Consider the following 20,757-nt stretch of genomic DNA (forward strand, 5'->3'; position numbering starts at 1 on the left):
GCGGTGCGACAACGCAGCCGCCAAGACTATGCCCCGCCACCGGTGCGTGGCGGACACTTTGTCGACGTTGTAACACCTCGGTACAAGCCAGCTTGGCGCAACGTGCTACAGTGCGCCCTTCGCACCGGGCCAGCGCAACTGTGCGCCTTTGTCCCCGTTCCGACATTTCCGGCGCGCACACCGTGCGCGCCAGGCGTTGCCCAATCGACGTGCCGGGCCGCCAGCCTTCGCTCTTGCCGACCGCGCGCGCCCCGCCCGCCCTCGTCCGCCACCTGCCGTGGCGCCCAATCATCGCTGTGCAGCCGCGCGCCGGAACGCCGCGCTGCCGCCATCGCTCCACAGGATCCTCATGACCCATCGGCTCCGGGCCGCACTTGTCGTCGCTGTCTTCAAATTCTTTGCCGCGCTGCCTTACGGCGTGACCGCGCGCCTGGGAGACGGCATCGGCAAGCTGCTGTACCAGATCCCCAGCCGCCGGCGCCGGATCGTGCTGACCAACCTGGCGCTGTGTTTCCCGGACATGGATGAAGCCGCCCGGCATCGGCTGGCACGGCGTCATTTCGGCCATGTCATGCGCAGCTACCTGGAGCGCGGCGTGCAATGGTTCGGCGATGCGCAGCAGCTGGACAAGCTGATCGAACTGGACAGCCGCATCGACCTGGCCACCTGCACCGGGCAACCGACCATCTTCCTGGGTTTCCACTTCGTCGGCATCGAAGCCGGCTGCATGTTCTATTCGATCCGCCACCCGGTCGCATCGCTGTACACCAGGATGTCGAGCCCGATGCTGGAAGAGATCGCGCGCGCGCAGCGCGGGCGCTTTGGCGCCGAGATGATTCCGCGCAGCGGCAGCGGCAAGCAGGTGGTGCGCACGCTGCGTGCCGGCTGCCCGGTGATGCTGGCGGCTGACATGGACTTCGGCCTGACCGATTCGGTGTTCGTACCGTTCTTTGGCGTGCCGGCCTGCACGCTGACGTCGGCCTCGCGGCTGGCCAGCATGACGGGCGCGCGCGTGGTCCCGTTCACTACCGAAGTGCTGCCCGACTACCGCGGCTATCGCCTGCGCGTGTTCGACCCGCTGGAGGGCTTTCCGTCCGGCTCCGTGGAGGAGGATTCGCGCCGCATGAATGCCTTCCTGGAAAAGCAGATCGCGACCATGCCCGAGCAGTACTACTGGGTCCACCGCCGTTTCAAGAACCGGCCCGCCGGCATGGCGCCGGTGTACTGAGCCGGCGCTAGCCGCCGCCGGCGCGCTGCCACGCGGACTGGATATCGTCCATCAGCCGCGCCAGCTTTGCCGCATAGCGGGCGTTGTCGCGCCTGCGCTCGCTGGCTGAATACGGGAAGCTGATGTTCAGGCCATAGAGCTGCTGGTCGGGGCCGCGGAACGCCGCGCCCACCGCCAGCAAATGCCCCTGCTGGTAGGCGGCGGTGCAAAAGCCGCGTTGCTGCGACTGCCCGATCGCCCGCAGCACGCGCGCCCGCATGGCCGGCCAGGCCTCGCCCTGCCGCGCCGCGATGCCTTCAAGCATGTCCTCGCGCACGCCGTCCGGCTGTGCCCCCAGCCATGCCAGCCCGATCGATGTCAGCTCCATCGGCACGCGCGTGCCCGGCACCACGCGCCGCGTGCGCGAAACGCTGTCCAGGCTATGCCGGATCGAGGCCAGGTACACCATGTCGAGCTTGTCGCCCACCGCCAGTCCCACGTTGACCTTGTCGGCCTCGGCCACCTTGCGCATCAGCGGCAGCGCGATTTCCGCGGCGCGGTTCGCATGGCGGAAGGCATCGGCCAGGCTCAGCACCACCGGCGCGAGCCGGTAGGCGCGTTCGTTGACGTCGTAGCGCAGGAAGCTGGCGTCCACCAGCGAGCGCGTCAGCCGGCTGACGGTCGGCCGCGGCAGGCCGGTGCGCGCCGCCAGTTCCGCATTGGTCAGGCTGGTGGTCCCGACGCGGAAAGCGCGCAGCAGCACCAGCCCCCGTTCCAGTGACTGGCTGCCGGCGGTATCGCGGGTAAAGCGGCCGGTCTGGTGGGTCACGCGGCGCGTCGACACCGCTTCGGGTGCTTCGGGTGCTGTCCGGGCCATCTCCGCATAATTTCAGTAAGCGAAATCCGAGTATAGCGGCGACGCGCCGCAGCGCGAATACTGTGGGCTCCGCCGGCTCTTGCACCGGCCCACAACACAGAGGAGCGCCCCGCATGTCATCCGCCGCCGATATCCAGCTCAGCCGCGACGGCCACGTCGCCCGCATCGTTCTGTCCCGTCCGCCGCACAATTTTGTCGATGCCGACGTGATGCGCCGGCTCGCGGACACGCTGCTGGCACTGGACGACGACGCCAGTTGCCGCGCCATCGTGCTGGCCTCCGGCGTCAGCGCCTTCTGCGCGGGCGCCGACTTCAGCGGCGCCGGCCAGGGCGAGATCGCCAATGACCCGGCCGGCTTCTATGTACAAGCGATGAAGCTCTACCGCAACCGCAAGCCCATCGTCGCCGCGGTGGAAGGCGCCGCCGTCGGCGCCGGCCTGGGCCTGGCACTGGTGGCCGACTTCCGCGTAACCTGCGCCGAGGCACGCTTCAGCGCCAACTTCAACCGGCTGGGCTTCCATCCCGGCTTCGGCCTCAGCGTGACGCTGCCGCGGCTGGTCGGCGAGCAGCAGGCCGCGCTGCTGTTCTACACCGGCCGCCGCATCTCCGGCACCGACGCCGTCGCCATCGGCCTGGCCGACGAACTGGTGGCCAAGGCCGAAGTCAACGACCGCGCCATGGCGCTGGCGCAGGAAATCGCCGCCTCGGCGCCGCTGGCGGTGGAAACCACGCGCGCCACGCTGCGCGAGGGCCTGGCCGACCGCATCGCCGAGGTCAACCAGCGCGAACTGGCCGTCCAGCGCGGGCAGTTCCGCAGCGAGGATTTCCGCGAAGGCGTGGCCGCGATGGCCGAGCGCCGCACGCCGGTGTTCCACCGCCGCTAAGGAGCCAACCGTGCCTGGACAACACACCCCTGCCACGCCCGCCGGCCCGCTCGACGGCATCCGCGTGCTGGACCTGACCGCGGTCGTGCTCGGTCCGCTGGCCACGCAGGTGCTGGCCGACTTTGGCGCCGACGTGATCAAGATCGAAGGGCCGGAAGGCGACCTGATGCGCGCCAACGGCGTGTCGCAGCACGCCGGCATGAGTTCGATCTACCTGGCGCTGAACCGCAACAAGCGCTCGGTCGTGCTCGACCTGAAGACCCCCGAGGGCGCCGAAGCGCTGCGCGCGCTGATCGCCGGTGCCGACGTGCTGGTGCACAACATGCGCGTGGCGGCGATCGAGCGGCTGGGCTTTGGCTACGAGGCAGTCGCCCGCATCAACCCGCGCATCGTGTACTGCGTCGCAACCGGCTTCGGCCAGGACGGCCCGCACCGCGACAAGCCCGCCTTCGACGACATCATCCAGGCCGGCTGCGGACTCGTGGCGCTGGGCGCGGGCAATGGCGAGCGTCCGGAATACGTGCCCAGCCTGATCGCCGACAAGACCACCGGGCTGGCGCTGGCCAACGCGGTGCTGGCCGCGCTGCTGCACCGCGAGCGCCATGGCGTGGGCCAGTCGGTCGAAGTGCCGATGCTGGAGACCATGGCCGCCTTCGTGATGACCGAGCACCTGGGCGGCCTGACCTTCGAGCCCGCTCCCGCCGGCGCGGGCTATGCGCGGCTGCTGCAAGGCGGCCGCCGCCCCGCGCCGACGCGCGACGGCTGGATCTGCGCGCTGCCCTATACCGAACGCCACTGGCAAGCCTTCTTCCGTGCGGTCGGCCGCAACGATCTTGCCGACCGCTACGAAGTCGGCGACCGCGCGCAGCGCAATGCCAATATCCGCGCGCTGTATGGCCACCTGGCCGAACTGACGCCCGAGCGCAGCACCGACGAATGGATGGCGCTGTTCGAGTCGCTCGACATCCCCGCCACGCCGATCTACGGGCTCGATGCGCTGGTCGACCATCCGCACCTGCAAGCCGTGGGCCTGTTCCAGGCCACGCAGCACCCAACCGAAGGCGCGTTGCGCGAAGTGCGCCCGGCCGCGCGCTTCTCGGCCACGCCGCTGTCGTTGCGCCGGCATGCGCCGGCACTGGGCGAACACACCGCCGAGGTCTTGCAGGAAGCCGGCATCACCCTACCCGCCGCGCATGCCGGCACACCCGCCGGCGCTCAGGAATAACAAGGAGACACGCATGAATTTCCAGCTCGACGAAGAACACCGCATGCTCAAGGACCTGGTCGCGCGCTTTGTGCGCGAGCAGCTAATCCCGCTGGAGCCGGCGGTGCTGGCCCGCGAGGCCGGGGGCGGGCAGCACGCTCTGCTGCCGGAAGAACAGGCGCGGCTCGATGGCCTGTCGCGCGAGCTGGGCCTGTGGGGACTGGACGCGCCCGCCGAGATGGGCGGCGCCGACCTGCCCGTGGTAGCGATGGTCGGCGTCAACGAGGAACTCGGCAAGACCATCACGCCCTATGACCTGCCGCCGGATTCGCCCAACCTGCGCATGCTGATGCTGACCGCGAACGACGCCCAGCGCGAGCGCTACCTGGACCCGTATGCGCGCGGCGAAACGGTATCGGCCATCGCCATTTCCGAGCCCGGCGCCGGCGGCGACCCGGCCATGATGACCACACGCGCCGAACGCGACGGCGACCACTGGGTGCTGAACGGCCGCAAGATCTGGATCAGCCGCGCGGCGCGCGCCGACTGGACCATCGTGATGGCCGTGACCGACAAGGCCTCGGGCGCGCGCGGCGGCATTTCGGCCTTCATCGTCGAGCGCGGCACGCCCGGCCTGCGCGTGGAGCGCCGCATCCCGATGATCGGCGGCCATTCCACCTATGAAGTCGTTCTGGAAGACTGCCGCGTCCCCGCCACGCAGCTGCTTGGCACCGAAGGCCAGGGCTTTGCGCCGATGCAGGCACGCCTGTCCACGCGCCGCGTGCAGATGGCCGCATGGTGCATCGGCCGGGCGCAGCGCGCCCTCGACATGATCTGCGAATACGCGCCGCAGCGGCAGACGTTCGGCGCGCCGCTGGCACTGCGCCAGGCGATCCAGTGGTGGGTGGCGGACGCCGCCACGCGCATCCACGCCTGCCGCCTGATGACCTACGAAGCCGCCAGCCGCATCGACGCCGGCGAAGAGGCGCGCACGCAGGTCTCGATGATCAAGGTCTTCGCCACCGAAATGGCGTGGGAAGTGATCGACCAGGCGATGCAGACCTTTGGCGCGATGGGCATGACCAAGGAGCTGCCGCTGCAGCAGATGGCCAACGAGACCCGGCTGATGCGGATCTACGAAGGGCCCAGCGAAGTGCACCGCTGGGTGATCGCGCGCGACCTGCTCGGCCTGCGCCGCTGATCTACTGACCACTTTGCACCGGCGGGAACACGCCGGGCTTTTTCGACCGAAAGGAGACACCATGCAACAGCCTTACCGTTCGCGCCGCCGCTTCCTGGGCCTCGTCGCCGCAGCGCTGGCAGGCATCGCACCGCTCCCGGCGTTTGCTGCCGACGATGCCTTTCCCTCGCGCGCGATGCGCTTTATCGTGCCGTTCCCGGCGGGCAGCGGCACCGACACCACCGCGCGCCTGTTCGCCAGGAAGATCGGCGAGCTGACCGGACAGGGCGTGGTGGTCGAGAACAAGCCCGGCGGCAACGGCTTTATCGGCGTGCAGACCGCGCTGAACGCGCCGGCGGACGGCTACACGGTGTTCATCGGCAGCAATTCCACGCTGTCGACCAATGCCGCCACGTTCCGCAAGCTGCCGTATGACCCGCTGACGGATTTCGCGCCGATCACGCTGCTGTCGCGCGGGCCGTGCGTGGTCATCGTGCCGGCCGGTTCCCCCTACCGCACGCTGGCGGAACTGCTGGAAGACGCGCGCAAGCGGCCCGGCGCGCTCAACTATGGCACGGGCTCGATCTCGTACACGCTGTACAGCGAATGGCTCAACGAGCTGGCCAGGATCAAGACCACGCCGGTGCCGTACAAGGGCGCTGGCGATGCGATCAACGGCGTGATGGCGGCCAACGTGGACTTTGCCGTGGTCGATGCCACCGGCGCGATCGAACTGGTGCGCGGCGGCAAGATCCGGGCGCTGGCCTATACCGCGCCGCAGCGCTCGCCGCTGTTGCCGGACGTGCCGTCGATCGTCGAGGCCGGCCTGCCCGATTTCCTGGCCTACAACTGGGTGGCCGCCGCGATTTCCGCCAAAACCCCGCCGGCGGTGGTGAAGCGCCTGCAGGACCTGTTCACGCAGGCCGGCAACGCGCCCGACGTGCGCGAGTACTACACGCGCCAGTCGACCAGGCTGATCCTGTCTTCGCCGGCGGAAATGCTGCAGTACCAGAAGGACGAGATCGTGCGCTGGAAGCGGCTGGCGGCGGTGGCCAAGATTCCGCTGCAATGACTTCAGGGCGCTCAGCGGCTGTGCTCGCGCAGCAGCGTCGTCAGGCGCTGCGCCAGCGGCGACAGGTAGGCGCCGCCTCGCGTCAGCACGCCGATTTGCCGGCGCAGGTCCAGCTCTTCGACTTCCAGCGGCAGCGGGCGCAGGCCGTGCTGCATGGCGTCGCCGCCCTCGTTGGCGATGCTCAGCATCTGCGTGCCCTGCATCAGCGCGAACAGCGAGGGGCTGCCGAAATCGATCTCGACGCGCGGCTGCGGCGCCGGCAGGCCGCGCTGGCGGAAGGCGGCGTCGACCTGCTGCCGCAGCGTGATATGCCCCTCCGGCAGCAGCCATTCCTGGTCGGCCAGGTCCGCCAGCCGCAGCTTGCGCCGGCGCAACAACGCGTGGCCCTGGTCCGCTACCACCACCAGCCGGTCGTCGAACAGCGGTTCCACCGCAAAGTCCGTTGAAGCCTGCACCGGCGCTACCGCGAGATCGAGTTCGCCCGCAGCCAGCAGGTCCAGCACGTCCCGCGCCAGCCGGCGCCGCAGGCGCAGCCGCGCCACCGGGCGCTCGCGCATCAGCTGCTGGCACGCGCCCAGGATCACGCCGCCCGGAATCGACGGCGAATAGCCCACCCGCAGCACGCCCTGCTCGCCGGTGCGGATGCCGAGCATTTCCTTGATGCCGTCCTCGTATTCCAGCCGGATGCGCTGCGCCCGCTCCAGGAAACGCGCGCCGGCGTAAGTGGCGGTCATGCCGTTGGCGGTCCGCTCGAACAGTGGCAGCCCGGCCTGCGCCTCCACCCGCTGCACCGCCTTGGTCAGGGCCGGCTGGCTGATCCCGAGGGCCTCCGCCGCCCTGCCGATGCCGCCGTGCGTGGCCACCGCGAGGATGTATTCCAGGTCCCGCGTCTCCATTGCCTCACATTCCTGATGGTTATGGCTTTATATCCAGCGCCGCATTGTGGTGATGGGCGTCATCTTACAGACTTAGGCGCAGAGCCGTAGCACAACACCATTCGCATCACGGAGACAGCATGAGTTTCGCGTACTTCCTGCGCCGCGCCGCGCGCTATTGGGGCGACCAGCCCGCCATCCTCTACCAGGACCAGGTGGTGACCTACCGCCAGCTGGAAGAGCGCTCCAGCCGCCTGGCCAACGCGCTGCTGGCGCTCGGGCTGCAGCGCGGCGACCGCGTCGCGGTGCAGGCGCGCAACCGGCCCGAGCTGGTGGAACTGGAGTGCGCGCTGTACAAAGCCGGCCTGGTCAAGGCGGCGCTGAATCCGCGCTTTACCGCCACGGAAGCCAGTGATGTGGTCGAAAACTGCACGCCGCGCGTGCTGATCGCCGGCCCCGGCTACACCGGCTACTCGCGCGCCACGCCGGGTTTTGGCAGCGTGGAGACGTTTATCGCCATCGGTGAAGCACCAGCAGGCTATGTCGGCTACGAATCACTGCTGGCCAACGCCGGCACCACGCCGCCGGACATCGCGCCCGCTGCCAGCGATCTCGCGGTGCTGCACTTCTCGTCCGGCTCCACCGGCAAAATCAAGGCGGCGATGCAGACCTACGGCAACCGCATGGCGGCGCTACGCAAGATGGTGGCCGGCATGGACCGCCCCGCTCGCCCCGGCGACCGGCTGGCGCTGATCGGCCCGGTCACGCACGCCTCCGGCATGCTGATGCAGCCCTACCTGTACCTGGGCGCGACGCTGGTGCTGTTCGACAAGTTCGAGCCCGCGCACTTCCTGGCAGAAGTGGCGCGGCTGCGCATCACGCACGTGTTCATGGTGCCGGCGATGATCAACATGCTGATGGCCGAGCCCTCGCTGGCGCAGGCCGACCTGTCCAGCCTGAAGACGCTGGCCTACGGCGCCGCGCCCATGGCGCCGGCGCGTATCCGCGAGGCGTGGGAGCGCATTGGCCCGGTCCTGTCGCAAGGCTATGGCGCCAGCGAATCGACCTCCGGCGTCACGCGCCTGTCGACCGCCGACCACGCCGACGCGATCGCGAACCACCCCGAGCGCCTGGCCTCGTGTGGCCGCGCGCTGGGCGAGACCGAAGTACGCGTGGTCGACGAACATGGCCGCGAGGTCGCGGCCGGCGAGATCGGCGAACTGGTGATCCGCGGCGAAGACGTGTTCCAGGGCTACTGGGGCGAGCCCGCGCTGACCGCCGAGACCATCGTCGACGGCTGGCTGCACACCGGCGACATGGCACGCGTGGACGACGCCGGCTACCTGTACCTGGTCGACCGCAAGAAGGACATGATCATCTCCGGCGGCTTCAATGTGTACCCGACCGAGGTCGAAGCCACGCTGTACCAGCACCCCGACGTGCTTGAAGCCTGCGTCATCAGCGTGCCCGACGACACCTGGGGCGAGAGCGTCAAGGCCGTGGTCACGCTGCGCCCGGGCCGCGAGGCCAGCGCGCAGCAGCTGATCGCGCACTGCCGCGAGCGCATCGCCGACTACAAATCGCCGCGTTCGGTCGACTTTGTCGCCGAACTGCCCAAGAACGCCAGCGGCAAGCTGGCCCGCAAGATCGTGCGCGAACGCTACTGGCAAGGCGTGGCGCGCCGCGTCAACTAAGGAGCCCGCCTGTCATGTTCGATCACCTGACCAACCCCGTGCTGGTGGAAACCCGCGCCGGCATCCGCCGCTTTATCGACGAGGAACTGCGCCCGCTGGAGCAGGAGCTGGGGCTCGGCTCCGAAGACCCGTGGCCGCGCGAAGTGCTGCGCAAGGTCTGGCGCCGCTCGTACGAACTGGGTTTCTATGCCGCCTGCCTGCCGGAATCGCTCGGCGGCAAAGGGCTGAATATCCAGGAGCAATGCGCGCTCAAGGCCGATCTTGCCGCCAGCGGCTCGACGCTGGCCGCGCATGTGCTGGGCGACCTGGGCGGCCCGCCGCGCGTGGGCAACATGCTCAAGTACGCCACGCCGGCGCAGCTGAAGCAGTACTTCGAGCCGGTCATCCGCGGAGAGAAGTCGACCTGCTTCGCGCTGACGGAAACGCATTCCGGATCCGACGCGCAAAGCATCAAGACCACCGCGGCCGCCGACGGCGACGAGCTGGTGATCAACGGCGGCAAGCACTACATCAGCGGCGCGCCGTTCGCGGACTTCGCCATCGTCATGTGCGTGACGGATGCCACCACGACGCCGCCGGCGATCAGCGCGGTCCTGGTCGACCTGAACCTGCCGGGCGTGACCGTGACCAACGAGTACGTGCCGATGTCGGGCCAGCATATCGACGGCGATATCCGCTTCGACAACGTGCGCGTGCCGCGCGCCAATATCTTTGGCGGCGAGGGCAACGGCTTCAAGCTCGGCATGTCGCGCATCAACGTGAACCGCTTGCTGCACTGCCCGTCGATGCTGGGGCTGGCCATGCGAGCCTATGAGTCGTCGGTGGAATACGCCGGCAAGCGGCGCCAGTTCGGCGGCCCGATCGCGCGCTTCCAGGCAATCCAGCACATGCTCGCCGATATGGCCGCGGCGCTGTGGGCCTGCGAAAGCATGATCGCGCACACCGCGGCACTGGCAGACGCCGGCGCCGATCTGCGCATGAAAGCCGCGGCGTGCAAGCTCTTTGTCTCGGAACGCTGTTTCGAAGTGGCCGACAAGGCGGTACAGATCCACGGCAACGTGGGCGTCACGCGCGGGCATCCGGTCGAGCAGACCTTCCGCAAGCTGCGCATGTTCCGCATCTTCACCGGCACGAGCGAGATCCAGCGCAACACCATCGCGCGCGCGATACTGGAGCCGCTGCAGCAGCAGGCGCAGCCGCCGAAACAGCAACAGGCATGACCGTGCCGGCGGCACGGTCGCCGCCGGCATCAGGACACTACAACAAGACCACGGAGACCTAGCATGAACCGCCGAGAATGGCTCGCCACCGCTGGCGCCGCCGCACTGGGAAGCGTCTTTCTGCCCGCCCGCGCCGCGGCCCCTGCCAACTATCCCAACCGGCCGATCCGGCTGATCGTCCCGTTCATCGCCGGCAGCACGCCGGACAATACTGCCCGCACGCTGTCGGCGGAGCTTGGCCAGAAGCTCGGCCAGCCGCTGGTGGTCGAGAACATGCCCGGCGCCGGCGGCATCATCGGCGCCACCGCGCTGCGGCGTGCCGTGCCCGACGGCTACACGCTGGGCATCCTCGCCAACACGCACGTGATCAACGTGCATATGTACCGCAAGATGCCGTACGACCCGGCGCGCGATTTCACGCCGATCACCGCGCTTTCCGGCGGGCCGACCGCGCTCGTCGTGCCCACATCGTCGCCGTACAAGACCGCGGCCGAGCTGGTCGCCGCCATGAAGAAAGCGCCGGGCAAGTTCAACTACGGCTCCGGCGGCAAGGGCAGCATCGCGCATCTGGCGGTGGAAACCATGCTCCACCAAGCCGGCTGCGACGCAGTGCACATCCCGTACAAGGGCGCGCCGGAAATCATCACCGCCATGCTGACCGGGCAGACCCAGTTCGGCATGCCGGTGCTTGGCACGGCGACCCAGTATGTGCGCAACCAGCAGGTGCGCGTGCTGGCCGTCACCGCCGCCGCGCGCTCGCCGTTCTTCCCGGACGTGCCGACCATGGCCGAAGCGCTGCCGCCCGGCTTTGTCATCGACAACTGGAGCGGGCTGTTTGCACCAGCCAACTTCCCGGCCGAGCTAACCCAGAAGCTCCATGCCGCCGTCGCCGCGCTGCAGAATGCCGGCGTGTTCGACGCGCAGCTCAAGGCCAACGCGGGCGAACTGCGCCGCAGCGCAACCCCGGCCCAGTTCGGCACGGTCGTGGCCGCGGACAACTCGCGCTATGGCGAGCTGATGAAGTCGATCGGCATGGTCGGCGACCTGGGCTGAGCGCCCTGCTTTCAAACCGGGATTGCAAATGAAACCAGAATGGTCCTGCCTGAAGGACGTCACCATCATCGACGCCAGCCAGCTGCTGCCCGGCCCGCATGCGTGCAACCTGCTGCGGCAACTCGGCGCCGATGTGATCAAGGTGGAACAGCCCGGCAGCGGCGACTCCATCCGCCAGCTCGGTCCGGCGGCGTATGCGCAGTTCAACCGCGGCAAGAAGTCCATCGCGCTGGACCTGAAGACCGACGCCGGCCGCGAGGCCTTCCTTGAACTGGCGCGCAATGCCGACGCCGTGGTGGAAGGCTTCCGCCCCGGCGTCATGAAGCGGCTGGGACTCGACTATGCGGCATTGGCCGCCGTCAATCCGGCCATCGTGCTGTGCTCGGTGTCGGGCTTCGGCCAGACCGGACCGTACGCCAGCCACGCGGGGCATGACCTCAACTACCTGGCGCTGGCCGGCTACTGGGCGACGCCGGTGCAGGTGCACGACAAGGTCTCGCGCCCGCGCGTGCGCGTGTCGGACTATGCCGCGTCAGGCTATGCCGCGCTGTCGCTGGCCGTGGCCATCATGAGCGCGCGGCAGCACGGACGCGGGCAGCATCTGGACGTATCGATCCACGACGCCATCCTGTCATGGACCGCCCACGGCGCCTGGGCAGCGCGCGGCCATGAGGCGGCGCCGCAGGAATCGCCGACTGTGATGCCGGAGAACGACCTGTTCGAGACGCGCGACGGCAGGCATCTGGCGATGGGGATTCTGGAGAACAAGTTCTGGGTCAACCTGGGCGAGGCGCTTGGGGAGGAATTTCCTGCGCTGCGCGATCCGCGATATGCCACGCGGGCCGGGCGCTATGGGCACAAGCTGGCGGTCAATGACCTGCTTGTGGCGGTGTTCCGGACGCGCGACCTTGACGATTGGGAGGCTTTCTTCGGACCGCTGGATATACCGTTCTCGCCGGTGCTGGGGGCGGGGGAATTGTTTGAGGATGCGCACATACGGGCGCGAGGGGTGGTGCGGCGCCCAGCAGGAGAAGACGGGATTGCGGTGAACTTCCCGGTCGGGTTCTCCTTAGGGTTGCCAGAGGGGGACGACTTTGTGGCCGGTCTCGGAAAGGGAACGGCGCGCTAAACGGCTCAAAAGAATTCTTTTCGTCACTTTACACCGATACGAAGCGCTGAGCCCTAACGGATTAGCGAGAATTATTGGTCAGCTATAATTATTGGAATCCAATAATTTCCAATAAGTGCGCCATGACAAACATCTATCGTCGCCCGGCCCTTGCAAGCCAGATGTCGAAGCAGTTGCTCCACCCCGGCGTGCTGGACGAAGGGCTGCGGTCAGGCTTATTCCTGTCGGGCTTACGGCGCACCGGAAAAACGACGTTTCTTATCAACGACCTCGTTCCAGCCCTCGAGGCCGACGGTGCGATCGTTATCTACGTTGACCTCTGGAGCGACACTCAACGCAGCCCTGCGTCCCTCATCCTTGCCGCGGTAAAGAAGACGCTTGCCGAACTGGAGCAGCCGGGCTCCGCCGCCCTCAGGCAGCTCAAGCGCGTGTCGGGGGCCGACCTTGGCGCCTTTGGCCTCAAATTCGCGTTCAAGCTTGAAAGCGTTGGCGAGCCCGGCGGTGCCACGCTGGCCCACGCCCTTGCCGAAGTCGTCGACAAGGCCAAGACCAACTTGGTCCTGATCGTGGACGAGGTCCAGCACGCCATCACCTCCGACGAGGGCAATCGTATGCTACTGGCACTCAAGGCAGCCCGCGATGCCGTCAATCCACGCCCCAATACGCCTGGCTACTTCATCTTTGTAGGCACTGGCTCGCACCGGGCGCTGGTTGGCGAACTGACAGCGCGCCGCAACCAGGCCTTTGCAGGGGCTACCTCGGTCTCCTACCCCGTGCTTGGTGAAGACTACATCGCACATCTGCTGGAACGCTTGTCGGCAGAGGGATTCAGCGCGCGTCCATCGCTGGACGTTGCCGTCCAGGCGTTCCGCGCACTGGGCAACCGGCCGGAAGAGATGATCAAAGCCTTGCGGCAACTGCATTTCCACTTGCCCCCAGGCAGCAATCCGGACGAGCACCTGCCGGTCATCGCCAACACGCTCCGCTCGACCGCTGCCGACCTTGAACTGATGAAGCTCGAACAGCTGGGTGGACTGGCTACCGCGATTTTCGATCGCATCGCCTGCGCAGATGGTGACGCCCGCGGCTTGTTCTCGGCCGAGTCCGCCGCGGCATACTCCGCTGCCCTGGGACGTGAAGTCCGAATCGAGGAAGCACAGCCTGTGGTCAACGAGATGATGGCGACGAACCTGATCATGCGCAAAGGGCACGGGATCTATGGCGTGACTGACCCGTTCGTGCAGGAGATCTGGCTGGAGCGCAAGTCGCTTGAAGGCAAGCTGTAGCGGGAAGCAAGATAGCCGTCGCCTTTCACAGCTCGCCTTCATCGCAATTCGTGCCGGCACTGGCCGGGTGGAAACCAGCAGAATTGTCCCTGTCCGCTACTGCCCTTCCTTGCTACTTTTCTCAAAGTCAAAGGGGCCGATTGTGCCAAGGGGAGTCAGAGCATGAAGACCATCGGACTGATCGGCGGCATGAGCTGGGAGTCGTCCGCCGAGTACTACCGGCTGATCAACCAGGACATGAAAACGCGGCTGGGCGGGCACAACAATGCCCGCAGCCTCATGGCCACCGTCTGCTTCGAAGAAATCAAGGCACTGCAGCACGCGGAGCAATGGGATGAGCTTGGCCGGCTCATGCAGCAGGCCGCGCGGCAGGTCGAGGCCGGTGGCGCGGACTTCGTGCTGTTGTGTACCAACACCATGCATCGCGTGGCGCCGGCAATCGAGTCAGTGCTAAACGTGCCCTTCATCCATATCGTCGACCCGACGGCGCACGCGTTGCGTCAGGCCGGCATCCGGCGCGTCGGCTTGCTCGGAACCCGCTTCACGATGGAGCAGGATTTCTACCGCGGGCGGATGCGCGAGCTGCATGGCATCGACGTCTTGGTGCCGGAGCAGGCCGATCGCGAACGCGTGCACGATGTCATCTATGAAGAGTTATGCCACGGCATCGTGCGAGATGAGTCAAGGGCCGAATACCAACGCATCGTCGCCGCGCTCGCGGCGCAGGGCGCCGAAGGCGTGATCCTCGGCTGCACGGAAATCACGCTGCTGCTCAGGCAGGATGACGTGGCGTTGCCGGTGTTTGATACCACGGCGCTGCATGCGCAGGCTGCGGTGACGCTGGCGCTCGGCTAAGCGGCCCTGCCCTATCTTGAGCGATTTCTGAGGTGCTGGCCGGCGTGATCCCAGCACGCCTGCTGCGCCAAGTATCGCCTTTCTGCCCTTCTCCATCGCCTGCACCGGTTTCAGGACTCAGCGATTTCCTAGCGAGCCGCGTTCCTGCAAGCTTCGCTTTCCCAATGGGAATGCGACATCTCTTATCGCCTTCGTGGCGCATCCACGAAATACTGGTTGCGTCATCGGATTGCCGGTGACCGGGCGTGGAAACCCGAGCAATTGACGCGAACAGACGTTGCCGCACCAATGGGCAACGTCTGTGTACTCGCACGGACCGATTGGTTCCATGGCGGGTCGAGCGGGGCAGCCGCAAGGCTGGGCCGGTTTTTCGCGTTCTTCCGGTATTTCCACCCTCGCTTTTGACCCGCCGCCCTCACTGACTTGGGTGGCGCAACCACTTAGTGAGGTGTCATCCATGACGATCGAACCAGTCGAAACCAGTGTTTCCCTGCATCAAATCCGCGCCGGCATTGAAGGCGTGCTCGCGCTTTTGGAACAGCTGAGCGTACGTTCCGAAGAGTGCTTCAGCGCGCTATGCCTGCTGGGGATGGTGCAGGCTAAGCTGGCCGAGTTGATGGACGCGGACCCGCTCACAGCGTAGCGGCGCATGCGTTGGCGGCGCTTCGGCATCCGCCAGCGCATAACCTCACGCTTGACGACAACAACATGACCACGACCAGCGCACTCCCCGACAGCCAGGCATACGCGCTCATCCAGCGAGAAGTCGTGGCATTGCTGGAATCCGCGCGAGGTGCAGCCGCAAGAAGCGTGAACGCCCTCATGACCGCTACATACTGGGAAATCGGCCGACGCATCACCGAGTTCGAACAGGCAGGACAAGAACGCGCCGGGTATGGCGACGCATTGCTCGGACGTCTGGCATCCGACCTTTCCTCCCGGTTCGGCCGAGGCTTCAGTAGGCAAAACCTGCAGCAGATGCGCACCTTCTACCAATTTTGGCCGGCAGAGAAGATTTGCCAGACACTGTCTGGCAAATGTGTGCACGAAAAGCCACTTCACCTTACCGTCCTGCGCAGGCCTTCCGTCTGCTGTGGCTTGTGGATCTCAAGGTTGGTAAGTTCAGCTATGCCGACGCAGGCCAAATGCACCTTTACCTGAACTATGCGCGCGAGAATTGGATGAAGCCGGGGGAGAATCCCCCGGTTGGTCTGATTCTGTGCACGGAACTGGGTGCCTCGGAAGCGCGCTACTCACTCGAAGGTCTGTCCAACACAGTGTTGGCCGCCGAGTATCGGACTGTACTACCCGATGAACGATTACTTGCCGAGAAGCTGCATCAGACGAGACGCGAGCTGGAAGCCCAGCATAGCGTCAGCAGGATAGAGAAGACCGCAGCCTCCTGACCATGGGGCCCCTCCGTCCGTAGCTACTCCAGGCTTATCCACGTAGTCTTCAAATCGGTGTACTTGTCCAGCGCATGCAGCGACTTGTCCCGCCCCGACCCGGATTGCTTGACCCCGCCGAACGGCACAGTGATATCCCCATCCATATAGCAGTTGACCCACACCAGTCCAGCCCGCAGCCGCCGCGAGACCCGGTGCGCACGCGACAGGTTGGCGGTCCACAACCCAGAGCCCAGCCCATAAGGCGAATCGTTGGCCATGCGCACGACTTCGTCCTCCGTGTCGAACACAGTCACGGCCAGCACCGGACCGAAGATTTCTTCGCGCACGATGCTGAGCGACTGGCTCGGGCATTCGAAGATGGTGGGCTGCAGGAAGTAGCCGCCGGTGTCCGTGCGGACGCGTTCGCCGCCCAGGCGCAGCCGCGCGCCTTCGCGTTGGCCGCCGTCCACGTAGGACATCACGCGGTCGAGTTGGCGCGCATCGACGATGGCACCCATGGAGGATGCCGGGTCGAGTGGATCGCCTGGCTGCATTGCTCGGGCATACGCCTCCAGCTTCTCCATGAACGGCTCATAGATGGCGCGCTGGACATAGAGCCGCGAGCCGGCAATGCAGATTTCACCCTGGTTGTTGAAGATGCCGATGGCGGCCGCCTGCGCGGCACGGTCGAGGTCGGGGCAGTCGTCAAACACAATGTGCGGCGACTTGCCGCCGCATTCGAGCCAGACACGCTTCAGGTTGGACTGGCCGGAATATTCCATGAAGCGCTTGCCGGTGGCCGTGGAGCCGGTGAAGGCGATGCAATCCACGTCCGGATGCAGGCCGAGCGCCTGCCCGGCCTGTGCGCCCAGTCCGGGCACGACGTTGAAGACACCGGGGGGAATGCCAGCTTCCGCGGCCAGCTCGGCGAGCCGCAGCGCGGTAAGTGGCGACTGTTCGGCAGGCTTGAGGATGACGCTGTTACCCGCAGCCAGCGCAGGCGCGACCTTCCAGCTCCCCATCAGCAACGGATAGTTCCACGGCACCACGGCCGCCACCACGCCGAGCGGCTCGCGCGTGATGGTGGCGAGCACGTTGCCGCCGGTGGGGGCGATCTCATCGTAAATCTTGTCGATGGCTTCGGCGTACCACGCGAAGGTGCGCGCCGCTTCCGGAATGTCGTAGGCCAGCGTATCGCCGATGGGCTTGCCCATGTCCAGCGTTTCCAGCAGGGCCAGTTCCTCGTGGTGGGTTTCGATCAGCGCGGCCAGCCGCAGCAGCACGGCCTTGCGCTCGCGCGGTGACAGTCCGGACCAGACGCCTTGTTCGAAGGCCTGGCGCGCCGCCGCGACGGCACGGTCGACGTCGGCCGCGCCGCATGCCGCCACCTTGGCCAGCACCGCGCCGGTGGCGGGGTTGATGGTGTCGAAGGTGGCACCGTCGGCGGCATCGGTCCATGCGCCGCCGATGCAGGCACGGCTTTGCGGGCGCAGTGCGGCTGCCCGGGCCTGCCAGTAAGACAGGTCGCGTGTTTCGCTCATGGGGTTCCTCGTTTGGTTGACAGGGCCGCGGGCGACGGCAGCGTCTGCGTCAGGCCAGCGACCACGATCAGGGCGATGCCGGCCAGCGCCAGCGCGTCGGGCCAACGGCCGAACCACAGCGCGCTGTAGACCAGCGCCAGCAGCAGGTGGAAATAGTTCAGCGGCGCCAGCCGCGATGCCGGGGCGCGCTGCAGCGCCAGGATCAGCAGCACCTGCGCCGCCGCGCTCATCAGGCCCATGGCCAGGATCGCCAGCCAATCGGCCAGGTCGGGCCAAACCGGGGGCGGGAAGAACGGTGCCGGCACGCCGGTGGCGACCATGCAGATCAGCGCGGCAAAACCGTATTGCACGCGCGCATCGACCTGCCCCGCCATGCGCCGGGTCAGCAGTTGCAGCATGGCGTAGGCCAGCGTGGCGGCCAGCATCAGCACGGTACCAAGCCACGACACCGCGCCGCCGGGGCGTACGATCAGCAGCATCCCGCAGAAGCCTGCGCCTACCGCCAGCCACTGGCGCGGGCCGACCTTCTCGCCCAGCATCCACGACGACAGGCCCACCACCATCAGCGGCGCCATGAAATAGATGGCGGTGGCTTCGGCCAGCGGCATCCACAGCAGCGCGGTCATGAAGCAGGTGCCGACCACCGCGAGCATCAACCCGCGCAGCAACAGCAGGCCGCGGTGCGGGGTGCGCCAGAAGCGGATCTGTCCGCGCAGTTGGCCGGACATAGCGAGCATGGCCACTGCTACCGCCAGCGTGGCGCCGTAGCGCACCGCGTTGAGGAACGGCGCGGGATAGCGGCCGACCAGGTGCTTGGCGGTTGCGTCCACGGTAGCGAACAGCGTCACCACGCACAGGAACAGCAGCCCGCCACGCCACCAGTCGGGCGCGCCGTGCGCCGCGGCGGTCATGCGCCCGCCTGCGCGACCATCGCGCCGAGCAGCACGTTGGCGCCGGCTTCCAGGTGCTCGGGCCGGGCATCTTCCACTTCGTTGTGGCTGATGCCGTCCTTGCAGGGCACGAAGATCATCGCGGTCGGGGTGACGCTGGCCATGTACACCGCGTCATGACCAGCACCGGTGACGATGTTCTGCTGGCTGTAGCCGCGCGCCACGGCCTCGCGGCGCACATGGTCGACCAGTTCCGGCGCGAACGGCGTCGGCGGGAAGTACTGCACGTCTTCGACCTTCACGTCGAACGTGGCACCAGTGGTCTGGCCCTGCGCCAGCGCCTCGCATGCGGCGCGGAAGCGGGCGTCCATCTCGGCCAGCTTGCCGGCGTCTTCATGGCGCAGGTCGACCGTGAATTTGACCGCGCCGGGGATCACGTTGCGCGAGCCGGGGTGGAGATCGACCACGCCCACCGTACCGCGGCCGTGCGGCGCGAAGTCATGCGCGATGCGAACCACTTCCTGCATCACGTGGGTGGCGCCATAGAGCGCGTCGCGGCGCAGCGGCATCGGCGTGGGGCCGGCGTGCGCTTCCATGCCGGTTACGGTCACGTCGTACCAGCGCAGCCCCAGCGATCCCGTGACCACGCCGATTACGTTGTCCGCCGCTTCCAGCACCGGGCCCTGTTCGATATGCGCCTCGAAATACGCCCCCACCGGCCGCCCGCCCACCTCGTCAGGACCGGCGTAGCCGATCGCCTGCAGTTCGTCGGCCACGCGCTTGCCTTCGGTATCGGTGGCGTCCAGCGCGGTCTGCAGCGGGAAAATCCCGGCGAACACGCCCGAGCCCATCATCACCGGCACGAAGCGCGTGCCTTCCTCATTGGTCCAGATGGCCAGTTCGAGCGGCGCTTCGGTGGTCACGCCATAGTCATTGAGCGTGCGCATGACTTCCAGCCCGGCCAGCACGCCGAAGCAGCCGTCGAACTTGCCGCCGGTCGGCTGCGTATCGATATGGCTGCCGGTCATCACCGGCGGCAGCGCATCGTTGCGCCCGGCGCGGCGGCCAAAGATATTGCCGACGCGGTCCACCGTCACGGTCAGGCCCGCGTCGCGCATCCAGCCGCACACCAGGTCGCGGCCCTGGCCGTCGAGCGCGGTCAGCGCCAGGCGCGCGTTGCCGCCCTTCGGCGTGGCGCCGATCTGCGACAGGTCCATCAGCGATTGCCACAGGCGCTGGCCGTTGATGGCGATCTTGCTAGTCATTGCAGTTCTCCTGGTATTGGTGATTGCACCATTCAGCCTTATGCGGTCGCAGGTGCGAAACCCGCCAGGAATGCATCCAGCCCGCGGCCGATCGCCTCGACCTCGTAGCCGCCCTCCTGCACCACCACCGTCGGCAGGCCCAGCGCATGGATGCGCTCGCCGATGCCGCGGTAGCCATCCATGCTGACCTTCAGGACGCTGATGGGATCGTTCTCGTAGGTATCGAAGCCCAGCGCCAGCACCACCGCCTGCGGGCGATAGTCGCGCAGCGCGTCCAGTGCGCCGTCCAGTGCCGACAGGAACTCGGCGTCGCCGCTGCCGTGCGGCAGCGGGAAGTTGAGGTTGTAGCCATAGCCCGCGCCATAGCCGCGCTCGTTCGCATAGCCGGTGTAGAACGGGTAGTAATCGGCCGGATCGGCATGCAGCGAAATCGTCATCACATCTGAGCGGTGATAGAAAATCTGCTGGGTGCCGTCACCGTGATGCGCATCGACGTCGAGCACCGCCACCTTGCCGAAGCGGGCCAGCAGCGTTTGCGCCGCGATGGCCGAGTTGTTGACATAGCAGAAGCCGGCCGCGCGGTCGCTGTGGGCGTGGTGGCCGGAGGGGCGGCACAGCGCATAGGCCATGCCGGCGCCGTCCTGCCGCTCGCACACATGGCGGGCCGCCGCGACCGCGCTGTGCGCGCCGCGCAGGATCGCGCGCCAGCTGTCCGGCCCGAGCGGGCTGCTGAGGTCGCCCAGGTAGTAGCCGGCCTGGGCGATCACCGAATCGTTGGGACACACGGGACGGCGCGGCTCGCCGACCTTGCCGTTGTGATACGGCGATAGATTGGGCAGGACTTCGATGCCGGGCTCGAAGCCGGGTCGCGCCAGTTCCTGCCAGCGCGCCCAGGCGCTGGCGAGGAAGTCGAGATAGGCCGGACTGTGCACCGCTTCCAGCGGCGCGCGCCCGCAATCGGGTGGCGCCGCCAGTTCGATGCCGCGCGCGGCGAGCGCGCGCTGCAGTGCCGCCGCGCGGGCCGGCACGTCGGTCGGCGCGCACAACCGCCCCGCGCGCATGAACTGGCGGGGTTCGTGCAGCAACTGATCATCCGAGAAGAAGGCACGCATGGTGTAGGTAGGTTGTAAAAGGAAG

At 67.2% G+C, this 20,757-nt stretch carries 20 protein-coding genes; 14 read left to right on the forward strand and 6 right to left on the reverse strand.

Going from position 1 to position 20,757, the window contains the following annotated elements; translation table 11 throughout:
* Positions 1-349 precede the first annotated feature (349 nt).
* Complete coding sequence (locus tag AC5WJ1_RS18320; protein WP_133095198.1) at positions 350-1,228, forward strand: lipid A biosynthesis lauroyl acyltransferase; 879 nt, start codon at positions 350-352, stop codon at positions 1,226-1,228.
* A 7-nt stretch (positions 1,229-1,235) separates the two neighbouring features.
* On the opposite strand, the gene AC5WJ1_RS18325 is transcribed toward AC5WJ1_RS18320, so the two are convergent.
* A complete protein-coding gene (locus AC5WJ1_RS18325; protein ID WP_133095199.1) occupies positions 1,236-2,084 on the reverse strand; it encodes an IclR family transcriptional regulator in 849 nt (282 codons plus the stop codon).
* Between the two features lie 113 nt (positions 2,085-2,197).
* Between AC5WJ1_RS18325 and AC5WJ1_RS18330 the strand changes: the two genes are divergently transcribed.
* The 4 genes from AC5WJ1_RS18330 (at position 2,198) to AC5WJ1_RS18345 (ending at position 6,424) form a co-directional block, all read left to right on the forward strand.
* Positions 2,198-2,968, forward strand: coding sequence for an enoyl-CoA hydratase/isomerase family protein (locus AC5WJ1_RS18330; protein ID WP_133095200.1), 771 nt, complete (start codon positions 2,198-2,200; stop codon positions 2,966-2,968).
* Positions 2,969-2,978: 10 nt separating this feature from the next.
* Positions 2,979-4,193 carry a CaiB/BaiF CoA transferase family protein gene (locus AC5WJ1_RS18335; protein ID WP_195431583.1) on the forward strand — a complete coding sequence of 405 codons (1,215 nt, stop codon included), beginning with the start codon at positions 2,979-2,981 and terminating at the stop codon, positions 4,191-4,193.
* Positions 4,194-4,206: 13 nt separating this feature from the next.
* A complete protein-coding gene (locus AC5WJ1_RS18340; protein WP_494476853.1) occupies positions 4,207-5,373 on the forward strand; it encodes an acyl-CoA dehydrogenase family protein in 1,167 nt (388 codons plus the stop codon).
* A 61-nt stretch (positions 5,374-5,434) separates the two neighbouring features.
* Positions 5,435-6,424 carry a Bug family tripartite tricarboxylate transporter substrate binding protein gene (locus AC5WJ1_RS18345; protein ID WP_135703801.1) on the forward strand — a complete coding sequence of 330 codons (990 nt, stop codon included), beginning with the start codon at positions 5,435-5,437 and terminating at the stop codon, positions 6,422-6,424.
* A gap of 11 nt (positions 6,425-6,435) precedes the next feature.
* Here AC5WJ1_RS18345 and AC5WJ1_RS18350 read toward each other — a convergent pair whose 3' ends face one another.
* Positions 6,436-7,320 (reverse strand): LysR family transcriptional regulator, encoded by an 885-nt coding sequence (locus AC5WJ1_RS18350; protein ID WP_494476854.1) that lies wholly within the window; start codon positions 7,318-7,320, stop codon positions 6,436-6,438.
* Positions 7,321-7,439: 119 nt separating this feature from the next.
* Here AC5WJ1_RS18350 and AC5WJ1_RS18355 point away from each other — a divergent pair, with 119 nt between their 5' ends.
* The 9 genes from AC5WJ1_RS18355 (at position 7,440) to AC5WJ1_RS18395 (ending at position 15,942) form a co-directional block, all read left to right on the forward strand.
* Positions 7,440-8,993, forward strand: a complete 1,554-nt coding sequence (locus AC5WJ1_RS18355) for an AMP-binding protein (RefSeq protein WP_133095205.1) — start codon at positions 7,440-7,442, stop codon at positions 8,991-8,993.
* Between the two features lie 14 nt (positions 8,994-9,007).
* Positions 9,008-10,213 carry an acyl-CoA dehydrogenase family protein gene (locus tag AC5WJ1_RS18360; RefSeq protein ID WP_135703798.1) on the forward strand — a complete coding sequence of 402 codons (1,206 nt, stop codon included), beginning with the start codon at positions 9,008-9,010 and terminating at the stop codon, positions 10,211-10,213.
* Positions 10,214-10,276: 63 nt separating this feature from the next.
* Positions 10,277-11,266, forward strand: coding sequence for a tripartite tricarboxylate transporter substrate binding protein (locus AC5WJ1_RS18365; protein ID WP_133095207.1), 990 nt, complete (start codon positions 10,277-10,279; stop codon positions 11,264-11,266).
* A 28-nt stretch (positions 11,267-11,294) separates the two neighbouring features.
* Entirely contained in the window at positions 11,295-12,395 is a 1,101-nt protein-coding gene (locus tag AC5WJ1_RS18370; protein WP_494476855.1) for a CaiB/BaiF CoA transferase family protein, read from the forward strand.
* A gap of 122 nt (positions 12,396-12,517) precedes the next feature.
* Complete coding sequence (locus tag AC5WJ1_RS18375) at positions 12,518-13,681, forward strand: AAA family ATPase (protein WP_494476856.1); 1,164 nt, start codon at positions 12,518-12,520, stop codon at positions 13,679-13,681.
* A 162-nt stretch (positions 13,682-13,843) separates the two neighbouring features.
* Complete coding sequence (locus AC5WJ1_RS18380; RefSeq protein WP_135703795.1) at positions 13,844-14,536, forward strand: aspartate/glutamate racemase family protein; 693 nt, start codon at positions 13,844-13,846, stop codon at positions 14,534-14,536.
* 457 nt (positions 14,537-14,993) lie between these two features.
* A complete protein-coding gene (locus AC5WJ1_RS18385) occupies positions 14,994-15,179 on the forward strand; it encodes a hypothetical protein (protein ID WP_116319659.1) in 186 nt (61 codons plus the stop codon).
* A gap of 65 nt (positions 15,180-15,244) precedes the next feature.
* The gene (locus tag AC5WJ1_RS18390) at positions 15,245-15,697 is read left to right on the forward strand and encodes a DUF1016 N-terminal domain-containing protein (protein ID WP_494476857.1); all 453 of its coding nucleotides are present in this window, start codon (positions 15,245-15,247) and stop codon (positions 15,695-15,697) included.
* The gene (locus AC5WJ1_RS18395; RefSeq protein WP_494476858.1) at positions 15,682-15,942 is read left to right on the forward strand and encodes a PDDEXK nuclease domain-containing protein; all 261 of its coding nucleotides are present in this window, start codon (positions 15,682-15,684) and stop codon (positions 15,940-15,942) included. Before AC5WJ1_RS18390 ends, AC5WJ1_RS18395 begins: the two co-directional genes overlap by 16 nt.
* A 23-nt stretch (positions 15,943-15,965) precedes the next feature.
* Here the strand turns inward: AC5WJ1_RS18395 and AC5WJ1_RS18400 are convergent, their stop codons facing one another.
* The 4 genes from AC5WJ1_RS18400 to AC5WJ1_RS18415 are packed head-to-tail and all read right to left on the reverse strand — an operon-like array spanning position 15,966 to position 20,732.
* Positions 15,966-17,465, reverse strand: coding sequence for an aldehyde dehydrogenase (locus tag AC5WJ1_RS18400; RefSeq protein WP_135703794.1), 1,500 nt, complete (start codon positions 17,463-17,465; stop codon positions 15,966-15,968).
* On the reverse strand, positions 17,462-18,376 hold the full coding sequence (locus tag AC5WJ1_RS18405; protein WP_434034165.1) for a DMT family transporter: 915 nt from the start codon (positions 18,374-18,376) through the stop codon (positions 17,462-17,464). Before AC5WJ1_RS18405 ends, AC5WJ1_RS18400 begins: the two co-directional genes overlap by 4 nt.
* Positions 18,373-19,620, reverse strand: coding sequence for a Zn-dependent hydrolase (locus AC5WJ1_RS18410; RefSeq protein WP_135703792.1), 1,248 nt, complete (start codon positions 19,618-19,620; stop codon positions 18,373-18,375). Before AC5WJ1_RS18410 ends, AC5WJ1_RS18405 begins: the two co-directional genes overlap by 4 nt.
* Before the next feature lie 38 nt (positions 19,621-19,658).
* Complete coding sequence (locus AC5WJ1_RS18415; protein ID WP_494476859.1) at positions 19,659-20,732, reverse strand: histone deacetylase family protein; 1,074 nt, start codon at positions 20,730-20,732, stop codon at positions 19,659-19,661.
* Positions 20,733-20,757 lie beyond the last annotated feature (25 nt).

It is taken from the genome of Cupriavidus sp. MEYA8, assembly GCF_059278825.1.